Below are 19,942 nucleotides of genomic sequence, written 5' to 3' on the forward strand. Positions count from 1 at the left end.
CTGGGATGCGCTGGAGTCGAGCTGGGCTAGAACGCCTGGCCCCAATTCGAGCTGCTATCCTCAGCAAACGTTTCCATGAAGTGTGGACAGCCGTTTACAACTCGCCCCTAAACTGAAATGCACCCGAAGAAGGAAGAGGGTTGCTTGAGAGTTGTATGCACTTCATGATTGCTTGGCGGGAATTCCATCCTGGGTTATAATGGGTTTGCTTCAAAGGAAGGAGTTATTATGTCAAAAAGAGCGTTTGTGCTTTTTGCAATGGCATGTCTTGCCATGGCTATAACGAGCTGTGAGGCAGGTAATCCAAAGACACGCAAGGTCCTGTCTGAGTGGAGTCGTGGACAGCAGGTAGGCCTCGCAGCCCTTAACCAACCGATAGGTTTGTTGGCTGAGAATGATTATGCGCACCTGGTTTTTGTAGAAGCCGAAGGCAATAGATTGCGGTACGTCCGCTTATCCAGCTCAGGAAATATTGACTTTACCATAGATTTGGTGATCGAAACCGCACATCCGGCTTATCCAAAGCTTTTTCTTTCAATGGATAGCGCGCTAGGTGTGTTGTGGACGGACAATCCTGGGATTCCTCGTGCGTTGTTCCTGGCCAGATTCAATCGCGATGGGCAATTGTTGACTGGGCCAACACAACTCTCTCCAGCGAATGCCCGTGTGTCTGATTATTATGCTCTTGCCCGTAACCAAGACGGCAGTGTGGATGTCTTTTGGTCTGATGAGATACCCACCGATGGTGGGATACACCACCTACAGCTTGCTGCGGATGGTCAGATACTCAGCAATGACCGTTTGCTCATACCCAACGCAGAGAGGCCAACCGTGCAGGTGATGAGCGATGGCACAATACACCTTGCTTGGATAGAAGAACCCACAATACGGGTGAACCACATCTATTACGCTGTGTTCAATCCCCTTGCACGAGAGCTTAGTTCCAAAACCAAAGTAGGGACTTACAAAACTGCTACCGGGTTGGTATCCTATTCACCTGTGCTGGGGTTGGATAAAGGGAATGCCTACCTATTCTGGGCTTTGGAACAACGCGGCGGCGGATTGACTCCAGGAGAAGCGAAAACTTACTTCGTGTCTTTCCCGCTGGAGGAACCACGCGAGAACGAAGCAACTATATTGGACATTCCAGGTACCGCGAGGCCATTGTACCAGGCTGTGTCTGGCAGCCTGCCATACCAACAATTGGCCTCGGCAGAAGCGGGATGGCCGACTTCTTTGCTGTACATGCCCGAGGTACTGAGCGGTCAGCGTGAGGAATTAGGTGTGCTGCTCGTTGGCGAGGTAGCCACACAACGCAAGTCAAGTCGGGAGGTTGTGTATGTGGTTCTCGCTGGCGGCAAGATCAAAGGCTACCAAGTGCCAACCAAAATTGGCAATGCCCTGCGACCAACAGGCGTGATAGATGCAGAAGGGAATGTGCATCTAACATGGCTAAACGCTGGGGGATTTGGCCGCTATGAAGTGTACTATGCAAGTACCTCCGCTGCCGTTAAAGCCAATCTAGATCGAGTCACAGTCCAAGACCGAGCCATGGATTTTCTGGAGAGCCTGTGGGGTCTAGCTCCTGCCCTTGGGTTCTTTCCACCTATCTTCCTGTTGTGGAACTTTGCTCCCTTCGCCTGGGTCATCATTTTCTACTTTGTCAAAGTAGAAGGCGGGTTAGAGCGACGCCCTTCTCAGGTAGCGCTGGTAATAGCGATTCTGTTGTATCTTTTCTCCAAACTCTTTTTAATGCCAGGGGTGCTGCTCTATGCTCCTTTTCTGGACAAGTTGCCTCCGCACTTGCACTTCTTGCCTGTGCTCGGCACACCTCTTTTCACTTTGCTGATGGCATTGGGAGCTATGTGGCTTTATTTCCGTAGGACAAAGTACCGCTCTCTTTTCACGGCTTATCTGATCTTTGTTTTGACTGATATATTACTTTCGCTCATTATCTATGTGCCCCGCTGGCTTGAGGGGTAAGAAATTGATGGAGGGACAGACTCTTTGCATCGAATCGGACGCAATGACCCCTGCCCCTGTGGCAGTGGCAAAAAGTACAAGCATTGTTGCCTGAACAAGGACCGCGCCAGCCGCATCCGTGAGGGCATTTGGCAGCATGACGAACAAATGGTTCTGGATAAACTGATCGATTTCGCTCGGCGGCCAGAGCTTTCCCACCAGTTTGTGGTGGCCTTCAATTTGTTCTGGAATGGTAACTATGGCTTCGATGGACTTGATGCCCTAGATAGGCACGAAGTCAGTCGTTTTCTGGACTGGTACATATATGACTATCGCTTGGAAGGGACTCGGAAGCGTCTTATTGAGCTATTTATCGAGGAGCAAGGCCCTAAATTGTCGTCTGGCGAGCGGGAGTGCGTACATGGTTGGCAAGAATCTTACTTGAGTTTGTATCGTATTACCGGCTCTGTAGAAGAGGGAGCACTTCCTGTGGAGGACGTGTTGCAGGGAACTACAGAACTTGTACGGGGAGATAGGTTAAGCTCTTGGGGGCTGCGTGGGGATCTCATTCTGGGACGCTTACTGCGTTCTTCAACACCCCCACATTTTTCCTGGTCGGCTATCCTGCTGCCCGCTGCTTTAGAAAATGGCCTCACCTCCTTTATGAAAGAAGGCTATATACAGTACAAAGAGACACAACCCCAAGCACTCTGGTCTGAATTCCTGTCCCTTAATGGTTATATGTTCAACCACTATTTGCTCAGATCCGCTGCAATAGCGGGGAAGATGCAGCATGCATCCAAAGCATACTACGACGCCTATGCGACCTTGGAACGCCTCAGGGAAGTTGAGAAGCGGCTGCAAGAGAAAGCAGCAAGGAAAGAAAGGCTTTTTGGCCCCACACAGCCCTCAGAGGAAAAAGAAAGCGAGCCTCTACGGCAGACAAAGGGTGGCATCCTTCTGCCGGGCTATGTGCATTACAAGGGCAGCAAAGAAGTCAAATAACGCGTTCAGGGTGCTACAGCTTTGCTCAGGCACTAGTTGGTGCAACAGGTGCATTGCTGCCTTCTAGCTGTTCTTCATTTTGCTGCTGTCCACAATAGGGGCAGATATCCCAGCTCAGGCTCATCAAGCGTTCACAGTTCGGGCAGCGCTTTCTCAACTCAGCGTGGCAATAGGGACAAATAATGAAGTCTGCTTCTGCTTTGCGCTTGCAACTAGGACAGATATAGCGTTCTTCGATATCCTGCAGCAAAGCCTCTTGCCCCAAAGCATGTTCGTAGGCTTCAGTCAGCGTCTCCTGGGGCCGCAAGACAAAATAAAGCAACAACCCTGGGATATTGAAGACCAGAACGAGCAAGGTCGCCAGGATTTGTACCAAAACATCGCGCGTGCGAGAACGGATATCGCGAAACGTCCAGATAATCAGGCTGAACAAGAAAAGCACAGCATAAGCCCCTAATAGAATCAGGACAAAACTGATGATGGTCTTAATCGTTGCTGGTAGCACCATTATGGTAATTCCTCCTCAAGATGTGCGGCTATTATAGCAATAATTTTCAGTTCCTACCAACTCCGTTTGCTATTGTATCCTGCAAATACACGAGGTTTCCCCGACAATTTGAGGCAACGGTAGGATGCCTCGTGATATCTTTTAAATCCCTGTCTTATTGACAAGTTTGATAAATGGATTTAGAATAACTACGGAAAGCTCGCCCCCTGGTCTACAATATAATTCCGTGGGCCTATATCGCAGACAAATGCCGAGGTGTATAGATGCCAGACAAAATTTTAATCATAGATGATGATCCCCTAGCGGTCAAATTGATGAGGCTCTCCTTTGTGGCTGAGGGCTTTGAAGTAACCTCCGCTCTGGATGCGAGGGAGGGGTTGCTTGCTGTTCAGACCGACCAACCAGATCTCATTCTTTTGGATATTATGATGCCGGGCGTGGATGGGCTTGAAATGTGCCGCCAACTGCGTAGTCGCCCACAAACCGCCCACATCCCCATTATCTTCTTAACTGCCAAAACGCAACTCGATGACAAAATCACTGGCCTGCAGGCTGGTGCAGATGACTACATTACCAAGCCCGCGGATCCCAGAGAAGTTGTTGCAAGGGTTAAAGCCGTGTTGGCACGGACCAGGCGCGTGGCTGCGACAAAACAGGGATGGGTAATCAGTTTGATTGGAGCCAAGGGAGGCGTAGGCACCACAACCATAGCGGTAAACCTAGGAGTGGCATTGGCACGCCGGAAAGTACCAACCATACTGATGGATTTACATGCTCATTCTGGTACAGTGGCCTGGCAACTTAAGCTCCCAGCACGTATTTCACTGACCGAGTTGCTGAAGATGGAGGCTAATCAGATAGATAGCCATCAGCTAGCAAGAAGGCTTTTCATGCACTCGTCCGGCTTGGCTGTGCTACCAAGTGTACCAACTGACACCAATCTACTCGAAATATCTCAAGCTCATGTCAGTGCGATTATACGCAGTGCTCGGTCGCTCGCTGATGCCATTCTCTTAGATCTACCTCATATGCTATCGCCAGGCACCAAGGAAGCGCTTTCCCAAAGCGATATGGCATTGCTTGTGCTGGGCCCTCAACCAATCGATGTGGCATGTGCAGAGCAACTAAATCCTTGGTTTGAAGACGCTGGATTGACTGGAGAGACGGTTAGCCTGATAGTAGTGAACCGAGCGTCATCCACGGGAACTCTATCGTTGCCTCAGATCGAACAGCAATTGAAAAAGGCCTCCCTAGGCTTTATACCGCCCGCCATGGAGGAATTGTCTTTTTCATATCAGCAGGGTGTTCCTCTGGTGCTGGCCGAATCAGGAGGAGCAGCGGTGCTCTCCTTGCAAAAATTGGCTGAACGCTTACACTCTGCTCTCTCGAGCCATATGCTTAAGCCACGTTAGCAACATGTTGGTCAGAAAAGGAGCAATGGATGCCTGATGAGCGTGTTCTGATTGTGGATGATGAAGAGGGGGTCCTGGATTTGTGCATCCAGGCACTTTCCAAGGAAGGCTATCAAACTTGGGGTACGCACGATGCATACGAAGGCATCGAACTGGCTAAAAAACAGGACTTTGATCTAGTGCTCACGGATATCAAGATGCCTGGGATGAATGGGCTCGAGCTTTTTCGGACGATTCAGCGCTTCAATCCCGACATTGTGGGAATCGTGATCACAGGGCACGGTTCCATGGAGGCAGCCATAGAGGCGCTCAAGCTGGGTATAGATGACTTCCTGCTCAAACCATTCTCGCTAGATAGTCTCAAAGCTGCGGTTTCCAAAGCCCTCAGCAGAAAGAGGTTGGAGAAAGAAAATGAACGCCTCAGAGCCCTTATCCCGCTCTTCCAACTAAGCCAGGTTTTGATTACTGTTACAGATCTCGATAGGCTTTTACAGCAAGTGTTACATGTAGCGGTGCAAGAAACTGCTGCAGACTTGGGTGTGCTGATGTTAAAGAATGAAGTAAGCGGGCATTTGGAAGTATGCGGTTTGATCACAGAGGGGCGCGCACAACCACCCGATCAGGAGTACAAGCTAAATGACCAGATGGTCTGGAATGTCCTGCAGAACGGACAACCGGTTATCTGGCAAGCTGAGCAAGGCCAAGGTTCCTTTTTTGTCTCCGATATAGTGAATACGCAGGTTAGCACAGCCGTTGCCCTTCCCCTGGTCGTCAAGGGGGAGAGAATTGGTGTCCTGGGTTTGGGTAAGGGACGGAACAAACCCGTCTTTGTACGTAGCGATCTCGAACTCCTATGGGTACTGGCCAGCCAGGTTGCTATTGCTATCCAGAATGCGCGCCTTTTTACCCGCCTCCGCAGCGCTTACGAACAACTCAAAGAACTCGATCAATTGAAGAGCGAGTTTATCAGTACGGTATCCCATGAATTGCGTTCTCCCCTGCACTCTATCAGCGGGTATGTGCAGTTGCTGCTCGATGGCAAGGCTCCAGATGAAGCTACACAAAAGGAATGCCTTGAGATTGTGTACCGGCAAACGCAACACTTGACCAATTTGATTAACGACTTGCTGGACGCATCACGGATGGAATCAGCACACTTTGTGTTGCAAAAGGAACCCGTCCAAATGTATATCGTTGCCCAGGAAGTTATAGATGAGCTACAAGCATTGGCCGATCAGGCGCAAATCACACTCGCCAGCAAATTGCCCCCAGATTTACCAGTTGTTCTCGGGGATAAAGAACGGCTGAAGCAAGTGATCAGGAATTTGATCCACAATGCTATTAAATTTACTCCAAAGAAAGGCCATGTAACCATTTCTGCCAAGTTAGAAAAGAGATGGTTGGTTACTTCTGTGCAGGATGATGGAATTGGTATTCCCGCAGGGGCATTACCACACATGTTCGAGCGTTTTTATCAGGTGGATGGTTCCAACACGCGACGCGTTGGGGGAACCGGCTTAGGATTGTATATCTGTAAACAGATCGTAACCGCTCATGGTGGTGAGATTTGGGTCGAGAGCGAAGTGGGAAAAGGGTCTACCTTCAGCTTCAGCCTACCGCTCTGACTCCAGCATGACAGCCACCCATATTCCTAAATCCATTCACTTCGATTAAACATGCTGCTTAAGCCGTGGTTAGTAATTTTTGCACAGCATCCAGCACTGTTTGAGGCGTGATTGCACGCACACAAGGATGATCTGGCAGCTCCTTGGCAGAATAGTCGAGGCGATTGCAAGGAATGCATGCATAACTAGAAGTGAGAACTAAGTGCTTCTCTGGTTGACCCCAAGGGCCAAATTTGCGCGCATCTACCGGCCCGTAGAGATGTACTGTGGGTGTCCCCACAGCCACAGCCAAGTGCAATGGCCCACAGTCTGGTCCGATGACCAAGCGGGAACGCTGGTATAAGGCAGCGAGCTGACCAAGGGTGGTATCTCCGGCGGCGACAATGGGCTCATTGAGCATTTGTGCATAGATAGACCAGGCTAAATCAAGGTCATCGCGACCACCAGTGAGCACAACTTTGGCCTGCCAACGTTCTATGATCGCATCCGCCACTTGAGCAAAGGCTTCTGACCTCCATTCCTTAACCGCAGCACCTGCACCGGGATGAATAGCAATGATCTTTTCTTCGGTGGTCACGCCATGCTCTGCTAAGTAACGGGTGATATCCTCCTGATCCTGTTCGGTGACGACGACTTCGAGGTTCAGTGGATCTTGGGGAACCTCCCGGCTATAAACATGGATGGCTTGTTCAACCAATGCTAAATTTTGCTGCACTTCATGCCGTTGGCTTTCATAAGGGATGGCCATGGTCAGAAAAGGTTCGCATTCGGCAATGGCATAACCCAGGCGATAAGGGATGCCTGCCAGGTATGCCAGCAAAGCTCCCCACCAGTGGTCGAAGCGCAGCACGATAGCTATGTCGAAACGCTTTGCTCTCAATTCGGTAGCCCATTTCCAGGCCACCTGATATGGGATGAATAGTGCGCCTTTGGGTTGGCGAGTGAATCCCGGGAAAGTGCAAACGATGACTTCATCCACATGGGGGTTTTTCTCCACCACTGCTTTGGCCCATGGCCCTGCCATGCATGCCAAATACGCATCGGGAAAAGCTTTGCGCAGCACGCGCAACGCTGGCGTGGCGAAGAGCAAGTCACCAATGTGATCGGGGCGAATAAGCAAAATGCGCGGGCCAGTGTCTTCAATCCTTTTTTCCTGGCGCTGCAAGAAAGGGGTACAGGCGGCGAAAGCGCGCAACAAAATCAGACGTAAATGCTGACGGCTAGTGCGCATACGCTTGCTCTAACGAAGTAGCGACAATACGCCAATCGAAATGTTGCTCGGCGAAGGCTCGTGCTGCATAGCCTAGTTCCCTGCGTCGTGCCTCGTTCTGCAACAAATTAAGTACCCGTGCGGCAAAGTCATGTGGCTTATCCGCCAGCACAATCTCTTGCTCCGGGGCGGCATGGATACCTTCACATCCGAGCGTGGTGGAGACAATCGCTTTGCCCATAGCCATCGCTTCCAGAACTTTGAGACGTGTTCCACCTCCGGTGAGAAGTGGCACAACGTAAACCGCTGCGGCCGCAATGTAAGAACGTACATCTTCGACAAAGCCGGTTACAGTTACTCCTGGCATGTGTCTCAATGGCTCAAGGCGTGGATGGGGGTTCTTGCCTACAACGTAGAACTGGGTAGCCGGAGCGCTCTCTTGAATAAGGGGCAGCACTTCTGAGCAAAACCAAAGAACTGCATCCACGTTGGGTCGGAAATCCATCTTGCCTGTGAAAACCAAAACCTGTGGGCCAAGTGGCAAAGGGGTCACAACATCGGGCCGATAGTGCTGCGTGTCCACACCGTTGGGGAGGATGATCGCTTCCAGACCAGGCACTAAACTGGCCAAGGCCTTGGCGTCAGCGGAAGAACAGGCAATTACCCGCTGTGCCTGACGACACACCATTGCTTCGTAATAGCGCAACTTCTGCCATTGGATGAAAGAGTAGAGCGCACCTAACCAGCGCCGTGGATGGCGTGCATCAGTCTCGAAAATACGCTGCTGTAGCAGGTATTCTGCGTTATGAGCATCGTAGATAAGCAGCGGGGTCTGTCCAGCAAACTGACGAGCCCACAGGCCATATTGGGCCATTTCCAGACCTTCTACCTGCACGACATCGGGCTTGGTCGTTATGAGCACTGTCTCCAGTTTGTGGGTGAAGAGAGCAGAATATAAACGGTGGGCGATATCTGGCTTAGGGGAAGCCAGGACAGTGAGCAAGCGTTGCCAATTGCTGCGCTGCGGAGCTGCCACCATATCCAGTCCCGTGCATAGTTCCCGGAGCGGGCTGAGATCAACCTCTGTGGATGAAGCACCTGCAAACGAGAGCAGATGCACTTCATGTTGCTTAGCTGCTTGCCTAATTAGGTTGTAATTACGGATTGCAGTGCCTTGCTGTGGTGGGTAAGGCGACTGCGGTGTTAAGAAAAGGATTCGCTTACCCATATCGGATTATTGTGCCAGACGGCGATAAATATCCAGGGTTTCCAGTGCTGCTTTCCTCCAAGAGAAAAGGCGAGCACGCTTCAAGCCCTTTTCTATCATTTCCTGGCGCAAAGTTTCATCGGATAACAAGCGCCACATGGCTACTGTCATGCTATCTACATCGGTAGGATCCACCAAAAGCGCCGCATCTCCAACCACCTCAGGCAATGAGGAGGTGTTGGATGCCACTACTGGCGTTCCACAGGCCATGGCCTCTAGCGGAGGCAATCCAAAACCTTCGTAGAAGGCTGGGTGAACAAGCAGCCTGGCTGCATTGTAAAGGCCCAGCAAATCCTCTGGCGAGACACGTCCCAGGAAACGAGCGCGTTCCTGGAGACCCAGTTTTTCCACTAGAGCGAATACCTCATCGAAAAGCCAGCCCTTTTCGCCGCCCAGCAGCAAACTGACGTCCACCCTGTAATTGTCCAACAGCTGCTTGTAGGCCATTAGCAAAGTGGGCACATTCTTACGCGGTTCAATCGTGCTCACGAAAAGAATGTAATCATTCTGTATGTTGAACTTGTCTTTGACCTGCTGACATAGCCTTTTGTCCCGCAGTGGCCGGTAGATAGGATTTGCTGCTTCGTACACCACTGTTATCTTGCTTTCTGGTGCACCGGTCAATCGGACGATGTCTCGTTTTGTGCTTTCCGACACGGCGATGATATGATCGCAGTTACGAACCGCTTGGTCAATTTGACCATAGTATCTAGCGCTTTCTGGGGTCAGAAAATGTGGATATAGCAGAAAATTGAGGTCGTGAACCGTGATGACCGATTTGCAGTTGCGGCGAAACGGAGGAATGAAATCGGGGCTATGTAGGACATCCAAATCCATCATGGCGATTTCCAATGGTAACAATAACTGCTCAAAACGATGGTGGGGAGGTGTCCACAATGAACGCTTGTGAAAATTGGGTTGGTTTACTAGTGTGACGCGGTCCTTGCGGCTCTGAAAGACAATGAACTCGTCGTCTTGATCAATAGCAGCAAATTCCTCCAAAAGGCGAAGCGTGTATTGGCTGATACCGGCTTGTCTGTAGTAGACGAGCCTGGCGTCTATACCGATGCGCATGTACTGTAGCCTATCTCCTTTTCGCCAGACCATTTATGAACAAACCCCCCACTTCCACTTCGAGAAATGGGGGGCAACAATGACCCATTCATAGCAATTTTACCACACGAAACCGTAATCGTCAAGCCGCACAATGCGCTTGCGCCAACAGATCGTTACCAGGTGGTACAGGCGATTTTGACAAAAGGGGGTGCTCCTGTGGTAAAAGAATTGTGGAAACAACTGCACCAGGAGGAGCACCAGCTATGCCAAACCTGGCCTACCGGGAAGTATACGCCATAAACCCAGAGCAAGAAGACGCCTAGTCCAGACCTACCAAGAGACGGGAAGCATCCGCAAGACTGCCTCCCTTTGGCACACTTCTCGCCAGGTGATCCGCAAATGGGTCCGCCGGGCCCAAGAAGGCAATCCCGCAGCCTTCCAGGACCGCTCCCGCCGGCCCCATCGCTCCCCACGCCAGACCGACCCAGCCACCGAAACGCTGGTCGTCCAGGACTGGAAGGTGACTGGGTATGGCCGCCTCCGCCTGGCCTGGTACCTCCAGAGAGAGTACAGCCTGGAGATCTCCCCCACCCCATCCGCCACATCCTGCGCCGCCACGGCCTCACCAAACCCCACCAGCGCCGCCGCAAACCCCTCTATCCAGCCCACTGGGCTTGGGAGGTATAAGTCCCCTTCTCCCTCCTCCAGACGGACGTCAAAGAGATCCGAGACAAGGCGGCCCTGGGCACTCGCCTCTGAGTTCACCTCCGCAATCATCGCCTCCCGTGCTACCAGTGGACCGCCTGTGAGAGCCGTTCCCGCCTCCGCTTCCTGGCTTACAGCCACAAGAAGACCCTCACCAATGGTCTCACCTTCCTGACCCTGGCCCTCCTCTGGATTCGCCTCCATGGCGTCCAGACCCCTGTCTCCTTTCAAACCGACTGGGGAGAGGAGTTCGGAGGCGACAACCCCACCCGCATCCCCCCCTCCAAGGCGCCTTGCACCGCTACCCCAAGGGTCGCCAGCAGTACAATGGCCGGGTGGAACGCAGCCATCGCACCGACGACGAGGAGTTCTATCGCCCTTACCTCATCCACATCCGCACCCCTGCCCAACTCCTGGCCGCTGCCACTCGGTGGGTCTACTTCTACAACGTCCTCCGCCCTCACGCTGGCCATGACATGGATGGACAACCTCCACTGGCGGTCTTGCAGCGTTTGCACTATGATATCCCCAACACCATCGCCTTCTTCCCGCCCATCCTGCTGGATGGCATCAGCCCAGACTCCTTCCTCGCCTGCGACCCCAGAGTGGGTAACGATCTATTGGCCCATTACAGGTTGTGGGTCAATTGTTAAGCGTCAGCCATCAACGAATCTCCACCGAATAAACGAATGCACTACACCAGCATTTATTTACTCGTGTCCGTATCCGTTGATAGCTATTCCTCACACCCCAGGTCGTGCTCGTTTCAGAGCTGGATAACACCTTTGCAATGACCAGATATGAAAGCTGGCTCAAAACCCTGTCCATTTCACGGTGACGATTTGCTTGCCTTTTACCGGAATAGCGACCGCTCCTGTATCGTCCAGGTGGAGTGGCTCTAGTACCTCCTCTGCTAAATTGACCAGCATGGCGGACTTGGCTGGCATGCTGGTGCGCAGCCGAGCTGTTACTGGTTCATCGGTAATATTGTAGAAACGCACGATCAGTCCATCTCCGCTTTCCGCCTCTTTCACGGCACTTAACACCAATCCTTTTCCCTCCAGGGTGAGCAGGCTTTGTTCTAGAGGCATTGTGCCGGCATGGCTATTGGTGCTCACTGCCCATAATGGCGCATTGAAGGCATGAGCATGCTGGTATACGCTTTGCCATGTTCCCGCGTGAGGCATGAGCGCATATTCGAAAACATAGTCGCCAATACACTGCGCCTCCGGCGTCTCCAAAAGTGGGCCAGCATGTCCTTTGCGACAGGGATAATCATCGCGGGATAACCAGCCCACACAACGCAGCAATGTCAAGGCAATAGTAACACTTCCGTCTGTTTCCCGAAATGCTTCGTACTCAGGCAAGCCTCGGTTGATGACCATCAGGCCGATCTCCCCATCGTTGACATCCATGAAAGTTTTCTGGGGATGAGTAGGGACCGGCTGCTCGATCCAGTCTTCGGTATTGTTGGGTATCCCCAATGGACGACGTATGACATCAAAGGTACCCTCGGATTCGGAGCAATCTGTATGCACTGGCGTGGGAAAGTAGACGCGCAGGCGATGGTCACGGGCATGGTTGGAGATTTGCGTGGAAAAGTCAAGGCGTGGCACGCCTGCGCACAGGCTGATTTGGCTTGTAATGGGCACTTCCACCATCTGTGCACTGCGTCCGCTGCGATCTTCGGTCAGCGAGGCTGGCAGCAGATACTTTTGGTACACCTGGATTGTCCAACGAGCTGGGCCTTTTTCGAGCCAGGTGATTTTTGGTGGTGCACAAGGCATGGAGATCACTTGGTCTTTTTCTGGGGGGCAGTAGTTGTATTCATCGCCGCGATCTCCACCATCTACGAAGCGGTGCAATCCACGAAAGTGCGTTCTCGTAGATTTATCCAGGAGCTGAAGCGTGCCATCTGCTGGATTGACATCCACGGCGAGGAACTCGTTCTCCATGTGCAGGTCGGCGGTGATGACCTGCTTTGTAGAAGTCGCCACCGTAGGCGGTTTTGGCACCAAGAAATACGTCTTGTAGCCACAGCCTGGAACATTTCGGGCGACAAAGTGGAACTTGACCCGGGCTGCTTGATGCGTGCGCACAAAAAAGTTCTGCACCTTGCCCTCGGACAGGATGGTCTCTATCTCGTGCTGGGCGTCCGCGATGAGGGCTGGGTCGGTATGGCCATGCTCAATTAGCGTAACATCAATTTTGGCCGTTTGCCCCTGGTTATTGATATGAATTTCCTGAACGGAAAAACCTAAAGTAGCTACCATTTCCACCATGGCGGCCAGTCCCAGCACCTCATCACGATCGAGCTGCAATGTAGCAAATTCCGCCTCTTGGCGGGCCAGTACCTGGTGTGGAGCTACCTGTCCCCTCTCGTCCACTACGATGAAATCTTCCAGGCTGCCAGGGATTTGTACGCTGGCCTGGACAAGGTCTGTGCGATCTGCGACAAGTGGATTGAAGACAACAAGGGGTAGACGCGGCTCAGGAAGGTGTGCTTTAGGAGCCAGTGTATTGACTTGGTCGGCAATTGTGCTCAAGCCCTGCCGTGCCACCTCTTCGGCAATCTGCTCAGCCCAATCGAAACGCGTGACCATCTCCCGATGTACCTGATCAATACTGCAACCGCAGATGGAATCGTGAGGATGATTCTCCAGCAGGTACTTCCATGCCTGCCAGATCAAGGGATGGGTGGGGACTGGGGGTGCCTCACCTCTACATGTAGCGAGTGCTGCAAATGCCGCAAATGGCTCCGCCCATTTCTCAAGCAGGTTCTGGATATGATGGTTGCGCTGTTTAATCCACATGCGCGCGGATAATACGCCAGGAAGCAGGTGATGACGTTTGGAACAGCGCAGTTCGCCGCGCACAGTTGGTAGTTTGTTGGCACTGCTTTCCAATGAGGCGGAGTCCCAGTGCAGGCTCTTTCTGATGGCATCGATGTACATGGGCAAAGTACCGTGCACTAGCTTCATTTCTGGCAATAATTCCTGCACCGTTGCTAGGGCTTGCGGAAGCTCCGGCGATGGTTCCATGTGGTCAACGCCGTTCATCAACAATACATAGTCAGTTGCTTTATGGGGTGTGAGGCTGTCACACAAACGAGTGATTTCTCTGGCCAAAGATCGCGCGTCACGCAAGGGAAGCCGAGCTGCATTATCATAGCCATCGCGAAGGTAGCAGAGCAAGACGGTGCTGCCATCGGGTGCTTGCCAAAGCAATTCCACCGGCTCGTCGCCCAGGCCGCGGCAAAGAACGGCACAATCTATGCGAAAACCACGCAGAATCTGCGGTAACTGTGAGATATGGCCAAAGGGATCCGGCGTATAGCCCACCATCATCTTAGGCCCAAATCGTCGGGCTGCTTGATCGCCAAGGAGGAGATTGCGCACGAGCGCTTCCCCACTGACCAGAAATTCATCCGGCAGGATGTACCAAGGGCCAATCAGGAGTCGTCCCTCTTGAATGTACTTGCGCAAAGCGTGTTCGCGTTCGGGGCGTATTTCCAGATAGTCTTCCAGCACGATGGTTTGTCCATCCAGCGTGAAGTAGCGGTACTCGGGATCGCTTTCGAGGATGTGGAGTAACTTGTCCATCAAACGAACCAGTCGTAAACGAAAGCGTTGAAACGGCTCATACCACTCACGATCCCAATGCGTGTGAGAGACAATAATGCAGGTCGTGGGCATTTTTCTCCCCTTTGAGGTTATCAATTCATTCTGCTACTCCTGAGATAGCAGAAAAAGCAAGGTCGCTATGCCGTCAAATTCCTTACTGTGGGCTCATCCAGGCGCATGATGAGTTTTACCAGAAGGTCAAGGGCATGGTCATAGTCTTGACGGTGCAGTATGCCAGCATGGCTGTGGATATGCCGCGTTGGAACGCCAAGGACCACAGTAGGAACGCCCTCGTTATGCAAATGAATCATCCCGCCATCTGTTGCGCCACCGCGCATGGCGGAAAACTGCAAGGGGATATTGTTTTCCTCAGCCGTGGCAATCACCAGGTCGCGCAAGCGAAGGTTCGGAATCATGCGCGCATCGTACAGCAGCAGAGTAGGCCCTTTGCCGAGCTTGATTGCTGATTCCTCGGGTTTGATGCCGGGCACATCTCCCGCGATGTCCACTTCTAGGATGATCGCGACATCTGGATTGACATTGTAGACGCTGGTTTTGGCCCCGCGCAGTCCCACTTCTTCTTGTACTGTGCCCACGGCATAAATCGTGTTGGGGTGAGCCTGGCTGGTCAATCGCTCGAGGGCTTGGATGAAAAGAGCGCAACCCAGTCGGTCATCCCAGGCCTTGGCCATGTAGGTTTTTCCTGGAGCCAGTACGGTAAAGGGGCAGATAGGGATAATCGGGTCGCCTAGGCGTACTCCACAGGCCTTGACCTCCTCCGCGCAGGTGGCTCCAATGTCTATGTACATATCTTTCTTTTCAACCGGTTTTTTGGCTTCCTCTTCTTCCAGAAGATGGGGAGGTTTGGCACCCAGCAGCCCAACTACATCGCCAGCAGAGGTCTTGATCACCACGCGTTGGGCCAACATGACCTGGTTCCACCAACCGCCCAGCGGTACGAAGCGGATAAAGCCGTCATCAGTGATAAGGCTGACCATAAAGCCGACTTCATCCATATGGCTGGCGAGCATCACCCGAGGTTTGTCTGTGCTGCCACGCTTTACGCCAATAATACTGCCTAGTTTATCCTGTTCAATCCTGGCCATAGGTTCCAGATAGCGACGAATGACAGCACGCACTTCGCCTTCGTATCCTGGCACGCCTGCTGCCTCGGTCAGAGTCTGGAAGAGTTTTTCTGTGGAATCCATATTCTCTCCTTGTGAAAGATGATGGGCATCAGATCCGCACTGGCCCGCTCAGCAATCCAACTAGCAGTTTCACTGCATTTTGCACATCGTAGTAGTCCACCATTTCTGATGGAGTGTGCACGTAACGGGTAGGGATAGATAGCACACCAGCAGCCACGCCTGCGCGTGAGGTCTGGATCGCCATAGCGTCTGTTGTACCCGCTTCCAGGACCTCAAGCTGGTAGGGCAGCCCCAGGCGCTCGGCAGTCTCCGCCATCCAGTTCTTGACGCCAGGATGCGCAAGCATGCCCCGATCCTTGACCTTGATAGCTGGGCCAGCACCTAGCGAGACAGCCATTGGGTATGCTTCTGGAGTATCCCCTGTGGTCGTAACATCTACCGCAATGGCTACATCCGGCTCTACGCCAAAAGCCGAAGTCAACGCTCCGCGCAATCCTACCTCTTCTTGCACAGTAAAGACGAAATATACATCGTGAGAGGTGGTCTTGAGTTCCTGCGCGGTCTGCGCCAATATCGCACAGCCAATCCGGTCGTCAAAAGCCTTTGCGGTGAGTCGTTGCCCCATGTCAACGAGAGGGCGCATGAAGGCGGCCATATCGCCGACTTTTCTGTTCAGGCGTTCCTTATCCGGAGCCCCAACGTCAATGAACATCTTTTCAATTTTGGGGAATTCGTCGGGTTTCTCTGGGCGTTCCCGGCCGATCACACCAATAGTCCCGTCGGCAAAAACCACTCGACTGCCCAACAGGGTCAGTGGATTCACGCCGCCGACAGGGGCAAAGCGTAGAAAACCCTTCTCATCGACATGGCTGACGATGACCCCGATTTCGTCCATATGTGCAGCGAGCATAATCTTGCGCGGTTCGATCTCGCTCTGCGGTTGCCCCTTCTTCAGCGCGATCAGGTTGCCCAATGCATCTACGCGCATTTCGCTTACATGTTTAGCGATGTGGCGCTTGATTGTTTCGCGCACCATATCTTCATTGCCCGATGGGCCGTAGACCTCAGTCAGTTCTTTGATCAGTTCTTTCACCGGTAGTTGCCTCCTATAGCAGAAAATATGTTTAGCGGGACAGGTTCAACTCGTTCACTCTGGCTAGAGTCTGTCGCATCAATTGTATGGTGTTGTCCAGATCGGTAAGGCTCAAGATACTGGCTGGCGAATGGATATAGCGCGAGGGTACTGCCACCACCGCTGCAGGAACCCCTTCCCGCGATAGATGGATGGCTCCCGCATCTGTGCCGCCAAGCGCTGGCTGTTTGAACTGGTAAGGGATGCCATTCTTTTCAGCAGTATCTATCAGCAGCTCCACCAGGCGGCGGTCGGCGATGACCGAACGATCCATGATGGTAATGGCTGGCCCTGCACCTAAAGTTGTCGTGGGACTGATGTCCCGTTTCTTGGGTAGGTCATCGCAGATGGTTCCCTCCAGGGCGAAGGCGATATCCGGTGCAATGGAGTAGGCAGCCACCCGTGCTCCGCGCAGCCCCACTTCTTCCTGCACCGTAAAAGCGGCGTAGAAGTCAAAGGGGTAGCGGTCTTGCAGTAACTCGATGAGGACAGCGCATCCAGCACGGTCGTCGAAGGCTTTTCCTTTGACCGTGCGCAATGCTCCACCGAGTTCACAGAAGGGGATGTCGAAAACCGCATAATCCCCCACTTTCACTAGGCGTTCGGCTTCTTCTTTGCTGGAAGCGCCAATGTCAATGCTCATCTCCCTGACCTTGACCACTTGCTCACGAGCTTTAGGCTCCAGAAGGTGCACAGGTTTGGCTCCGATCACACCTGGCACTTTGTTCTCACCAATGAGTACTTTCTTAGCTAGCAGAACGCGGTCATCAATGCCTCCAACTGGCCGAAAGTACAGTGAGCCTTCTTTCTCGATGTGCATAATCATAAGTCCTACTTCATCCATATGTGCCGCGAGCATGACTTTGCGCCCGTTCTTGCCACTGCCCTTTTTCAACGCAATCAGATTTCCCAAGGCATCAATACGGTACTCGTCCACTCGCTCTCGAATTGCATCCAGGATCACCTGGCGTACTGCGCCTTCGTTGCCTGATACTCCAAACGCTTCGGTTAATTCTTTTAACAACAAGGTATGTCCTCCTGAGGAAAATAGAAGATGCAAACGGCTTACATCGGGTTAGATTGCATGCTATCCTGCTTTCAGGCCAAGTTCTTGAGCAAAGGACTCGTTCAGATTGACAATGAAAAGAGCCAATAACCGTCCTGCCCGTTCCAGATCCTTCAGTGACAGCGTTTCCACAGTGGTGTGCATATAGCGCAGAGGAATGGAAACAAGAGCCGTGGGGATGCCTTCCTGTGTGACTTGCATTGCCCATGCATCTGTACCACTAGGACCTGGGGTGGGGTCAGGCTGGTAGCTGATCTCATGGGCTTTGGCAGTTTCTACTAGACGAGAGTACATCAGGGGATGGATATTTGGGCCGAATGCAATAGCCGGACCTCCCCCGATATTGGCGGTATCCACTTCAGGGACACCAATCATATTGCCATGACATACATCAATGGCGATGCCAATATCGGGCGCAAGTCCAAAAGTGCTAGTCAAGGCACCCTTTAGGCCAACTTCTTCCTGCACCGTGGCGACAGCGTATACGTCCCAAGTGTGTTTCATTGTAGCAAGGTGCTGAAGGCAATAGGCAATGCACACCACGGCCGCTCGGTCATCAAATGCTTTGCCAGCAACCAGATTACCTGCTAGCTCAGTAAACTGCCGCTGCAGGGTGATCACATCGCCCACGCGGACCAGTTGGGACAGTTCATCTTCAGGTAGCCCTACATCTATGAACAACTGATCCAGCGGCGTAGTCTGTTCCCGTTCTTCCGGGGTTAGAACATGGGGAGGGCGAGTGGCTATGATGCCAGGCAGATCTCGCCGGCCATGCACGATGACTTCCTGGCCAGGAAGGACCCGCAGGTCAAAGCCACCAACAGTGGAAAAACGCAAGAACCCCTTCTCCAGTTTGGTGACTAGCAGGCCAATCTCGTCCATGTGTCCAGCCAACATGATGCTGCGACGGGGAAATTGCTGAACCCTTTCGCCGCGTTTTAGGGCGATCAAATTGCCCATGGTATCTACGCGTATCTCGTCTGCATATTGAGAGAACTCCTCACGCACCAACTCGCGTACCCCCGCCTCATAACCTGAGACACCGCTGGCTTCGGAGAGCTTTTTTAGGAACTCTTTAATTTGCACGCACTTCCTCCTCAGCGTGATATTTTTGGCAAACCAGAAAGCCATTATAGTATATATTGGAGCGGTGTCAAAACATGCGAATGGCTGGACGGCTGCAAATTCTGTCGTTCCTTCGGCGCCTTCTTCCACTCTTAACCCCTGGCAACAACCAAAGAAACCGCTTATACGAAAGCCGTTACATCCATCGGTGATGGTCTTTTTGTCACCTAGATGATGATCCGGTTGGATTAATCCAGGCATTCGTGGAGGTGCACTACAGTTGGCGCGGTTTCCAAGAGGAGGGAATCTCCTTCCTGCGACACCTTCTCAATCGCCTGCGGAAGTTGTCGCGCTGAGGCAATCTCTATACCGGCTCGAGGCCATGTGCATAGAGAAGCGCTTCGTTCGCGAGGAGTTCCAGCGTCGGGCCATCAGCGACAATGCGCCCTTCATCCAGGATAATGGTACGTGAGCAAAGCTCCTTGACCAGGCGCAGATCATGGCTGCTAATGACAAGGGTCTGGGGCAATTCTTTCAGTAGCCTGATCAGCGTGCGACGTGCACGGGGGTCCAAGTCAGCGGATGGTTCATCTAGAACGAGGATACTGGGGTTCATAGCCAGTACGGTAGCGAGCGCGATGCGCTTTTTCTCCCCCATGCTCAAGTGATGCGAAACACGGGAAGCATAGCCTTCCATGTGAACTTGCTGCAGAGCCCGCGTTACGCGTTGCTGGACCTCATCTTTTGACAAGCCCATGTAGATTGGTCCATAGGCCACATCATCAAAGACGGTGGGCGAAAACAACTGGTCATCTGGGTTCTGAAACACCATCCCCACAAGAGCGCGCACTTTCTTGAGATTGGGTTCAGCCACCTCCATCCCATCCACGCGTACGGTGCCCTTGCCCTTCAGAATGCCGTTAAAGTGCAGCATCAACGTGGATTTGCCCGCCCCATTGGGTCCCACTATGGCGACTCGTTCCCCTTGCCATAGGCACAAGTTCACATCGTGCAACACAGCGTGGCCATCGGGATACGCAAAGCTAAGATGCCGGACCTCAAGCACGGGACGGGCAGATGAAGAAAGGGTTTTGTCACCCTGTTCCAAACGGTGCGGGGCGATCACGTTCTGCAATAGTTTGCGCTCTGTACGCATCA

Annotated in this window: 16 protein-coding genes; 6 read left to right on the forward strand and 10 right to left on the reverse strand. The window is 52.5% G+C overall.

What is annotated here, in order from left to right:
- Nucleotides 1-228 precede the first annotated feature (228 nt).
- On the forward strand, nt 229-1,983 hold the full coding sequence (locus H5T67_04570) for a hypothetical protein (GenBank protein ID MBC7244589.1): 1,755 nt from the start codon (nt 229-231) through the stop codon (nt 1,981-1,983).
- A 24-nt stretch (nt 1,984-2,007) separates the two neighbouring features.
- Nucleotides 2,008-2,967: an SEC-C domain-containing protein gene (locus H5T67_04575; protein MBC7244590.1), complete on the forward strand. Its 960-nt coding sequence runs from the start codon at nt 2,008-2,010 to the stop codon at nt 2,965-2,967.
- Between the two features lie 25 nt (nt 2,968-2,992).
- Here H5T67_04575 and H5T67_04580 read toward each other — a convergent pair whose 3' ends face one another.
- Nucleotides 2,993-3,475 carry a zinc ribbon domain-containing protein gene (locus H5T67_04580; GenBank protein MBC7244591.1) on the reverse strand — a complete coding sequence of 161 codons (483 nt, stop codon included), beginning with the start codon at nt 3,473-3,475 and terminating at the stop codon, nt 2,993-2,995.
- Between the two features lie 263 nt (nt 3,476-3,738).
- Between H5T67_04580 and H5T67_04585 the strand changes: the two genes are divergently transcribed.
- Both H5T67_04585 and H5T67_04590 read left to right on the forward strand, forming a co-directional pair.
- Nucleotides 3,739-4,887, forward strand: a complete 1,149-nt coding sequence (locus H5T67_04585; GenBank protein MBC7244592.1) for a response regulator — start codon at nt 3,739-3,741, stop codon at nt 4,885-4,887.
- Nucleotides 4,888-4,916: 29 nt separating this feature from the next.
- Nucleotides 4,917-6,512, forward strand: coding sequence for a response regulator (locus H5T67_04590; GenBank protein ID MBC7244593.1), 1,596 nt, complete (start codon nt 4,917-4,919; stop codon nt 6,510-6,512).
- A gap of 58 nt (nt 6,513-6,570) precedes the next feature.
- On the opposite strand, the gene waaF is transcribed toward H5T67_04590, so the two are convergent.
- From waaF to H5T67_04605, 3 genes are read right to left on the reverse strand one after another with little or no spacing between them, the layout of a single operon-like run.
- Nucleotides 6,571-7,743 (reverse strand): lipopolysaccharide heptosyltransferase II, encoded by a 1,173-nt coding sequence (gene waaF, locus H5T67_04595; GenBank protein MBC7244594.1) that lies wholly within the window; start codon nt 7,741-7,743, stop codon nt 6,571-6,573.
- Nucleotides 7,733-8,950, reverse strand: a complete 1,218-nt coding sequence (locus H5T67_04600) for a glycosyltransferase (protein ID MBC7244595.1) — start codon at nt 8,948-8,950, stop codon at nt 7,733-7,735. The genes waaF and H5T67_04600 overlap by 11 nt, the downstream gene beginning before the upstream one ends.
- Nucleotides 8,951-8,956: 6 nt before the next feature.
- The gene (locus H5T67_04605) at nt 8,957-10,063 is read right to left on the reverse strand and encodes a glycosyltransferase family 4 protein (GenBank protein ID MBC7244596.1); all 1,107 of its coding nucleotides are present in this window, start codon (nt 10,061-10,063) and stop codon (nt 8,957-8,959) included.
- A gap of 271 nt (nt 10,064-10,334) precedes the next feature.
- Between H5T67_04605 and H5T67_04610 the strand changes: the two genes are divergently transcribed.
- A complete protein-coding gene (locus H5T67_04610; protein MBC7244597.1) occupies nt 10,335-10,925 on the forward strand; it encodes a helix-turn-helix domain-containing protein in 591 nt (196 codons plus the stop codon).
- A gap of 118 nt (nt 10,926-11,043) precedes the next feature.
- Nucleotides 11,044-11,403, forward strand: coding sequence for a transposase (locus tag H5T67_04615; protein ID MBC7244598.1), 360 nt, complete (start codon nt 11,044-11,046; stop codon nt 11,401-11,403).
- A 159-nt stretch (nt 11,404-11,562) separates the two neighbouring features.
- On the opposite strand, the gene H5T67_04620 is transcribed toward H5T67_04615, so the two are convergent.
- The 6 genes from H5T67_04620 to H5T67_04645 form a co-directional block, all read right to left on the reverse strand.
- Nucleotides 11,563-14,445, reverse strand: a complete 2,883-nt coding sequence (locus H5T67_04620; protein ID MBC7244599.1) for a hypothetical protein — start codon at nt 14,443-14,445, stop codon at nt 11,563-11,565.
- A 65-nt stretch (nt 14,446-14,510) separates the two neighbouring features.
- Complete coding sequence (locus tag H5T67_04625) at nt 14,511-15,581, reverse strand: M42 family metallopeptidase (GenBank protein ID MBC7244600.1); 1,071 nt, start codon at nt 15,579-15,581, stop codon at nt 14,511-14,513.
- Nucleotides 15,582-15,609: 28 nt separating this feature from the next.
- The gene (locus H5T67_04630; protein ID MBC7244601.1) at nt 15,610-16,557 is read right to left on the reverse strand and encodes a M42 family metallopeptidase; all 948 of its coding nucleotides are present in this window, start codon (nt 16,555-16,557) and stop codon (nt 15,610-15,612) included.
- 88 nt (nt 16,558-16,645) lie between these two features.
- A complete protein-coding gene (locus H5T67_04635) occupies nt 16,646-17,680 on the reverse strand; it encodes a M42 family metallopeptidase (GenBank protein MBC7244602.1) in 1,035 nt (344 codons plus the stop codon).
- A 60-nt stretch (nt 17,681-17,740) separates the two neighbouring features.
- Complete coding sequence (locus H5T67_04640; GenBank protein MBC7244603.1) at nt 17,741-18,805, reverse strand: M42 family metallopeptidase; 1,065 nt, start codon at nt 18,803-18,805, stop codon at nt 17,741-17,743.
- 343 nt (nt 18,806-19,148) lie between these two features.
- Nucleotides 19,149-19,940 (reverse strand): ABC transporter ATP-binding protein, encoded by a 792-nt coding sequence (locus H5T67_04645; GenBank protein MBC7244604.1) that lies wholly within the window; start codon nt 19,938-19,940, stop codon nt 19,149-19,151.
- Nucleotides 19,941-19,942 lie beyond the last annotated feature (2 nt).

This window comes from Chloroflexota bacterium, assembly GCA_014360905.1.
Taxonomy (GTDB): Bacteria; Chloroflexota; Anaerolineae; order UBA2200; family UBA2200; genus JACIWX01.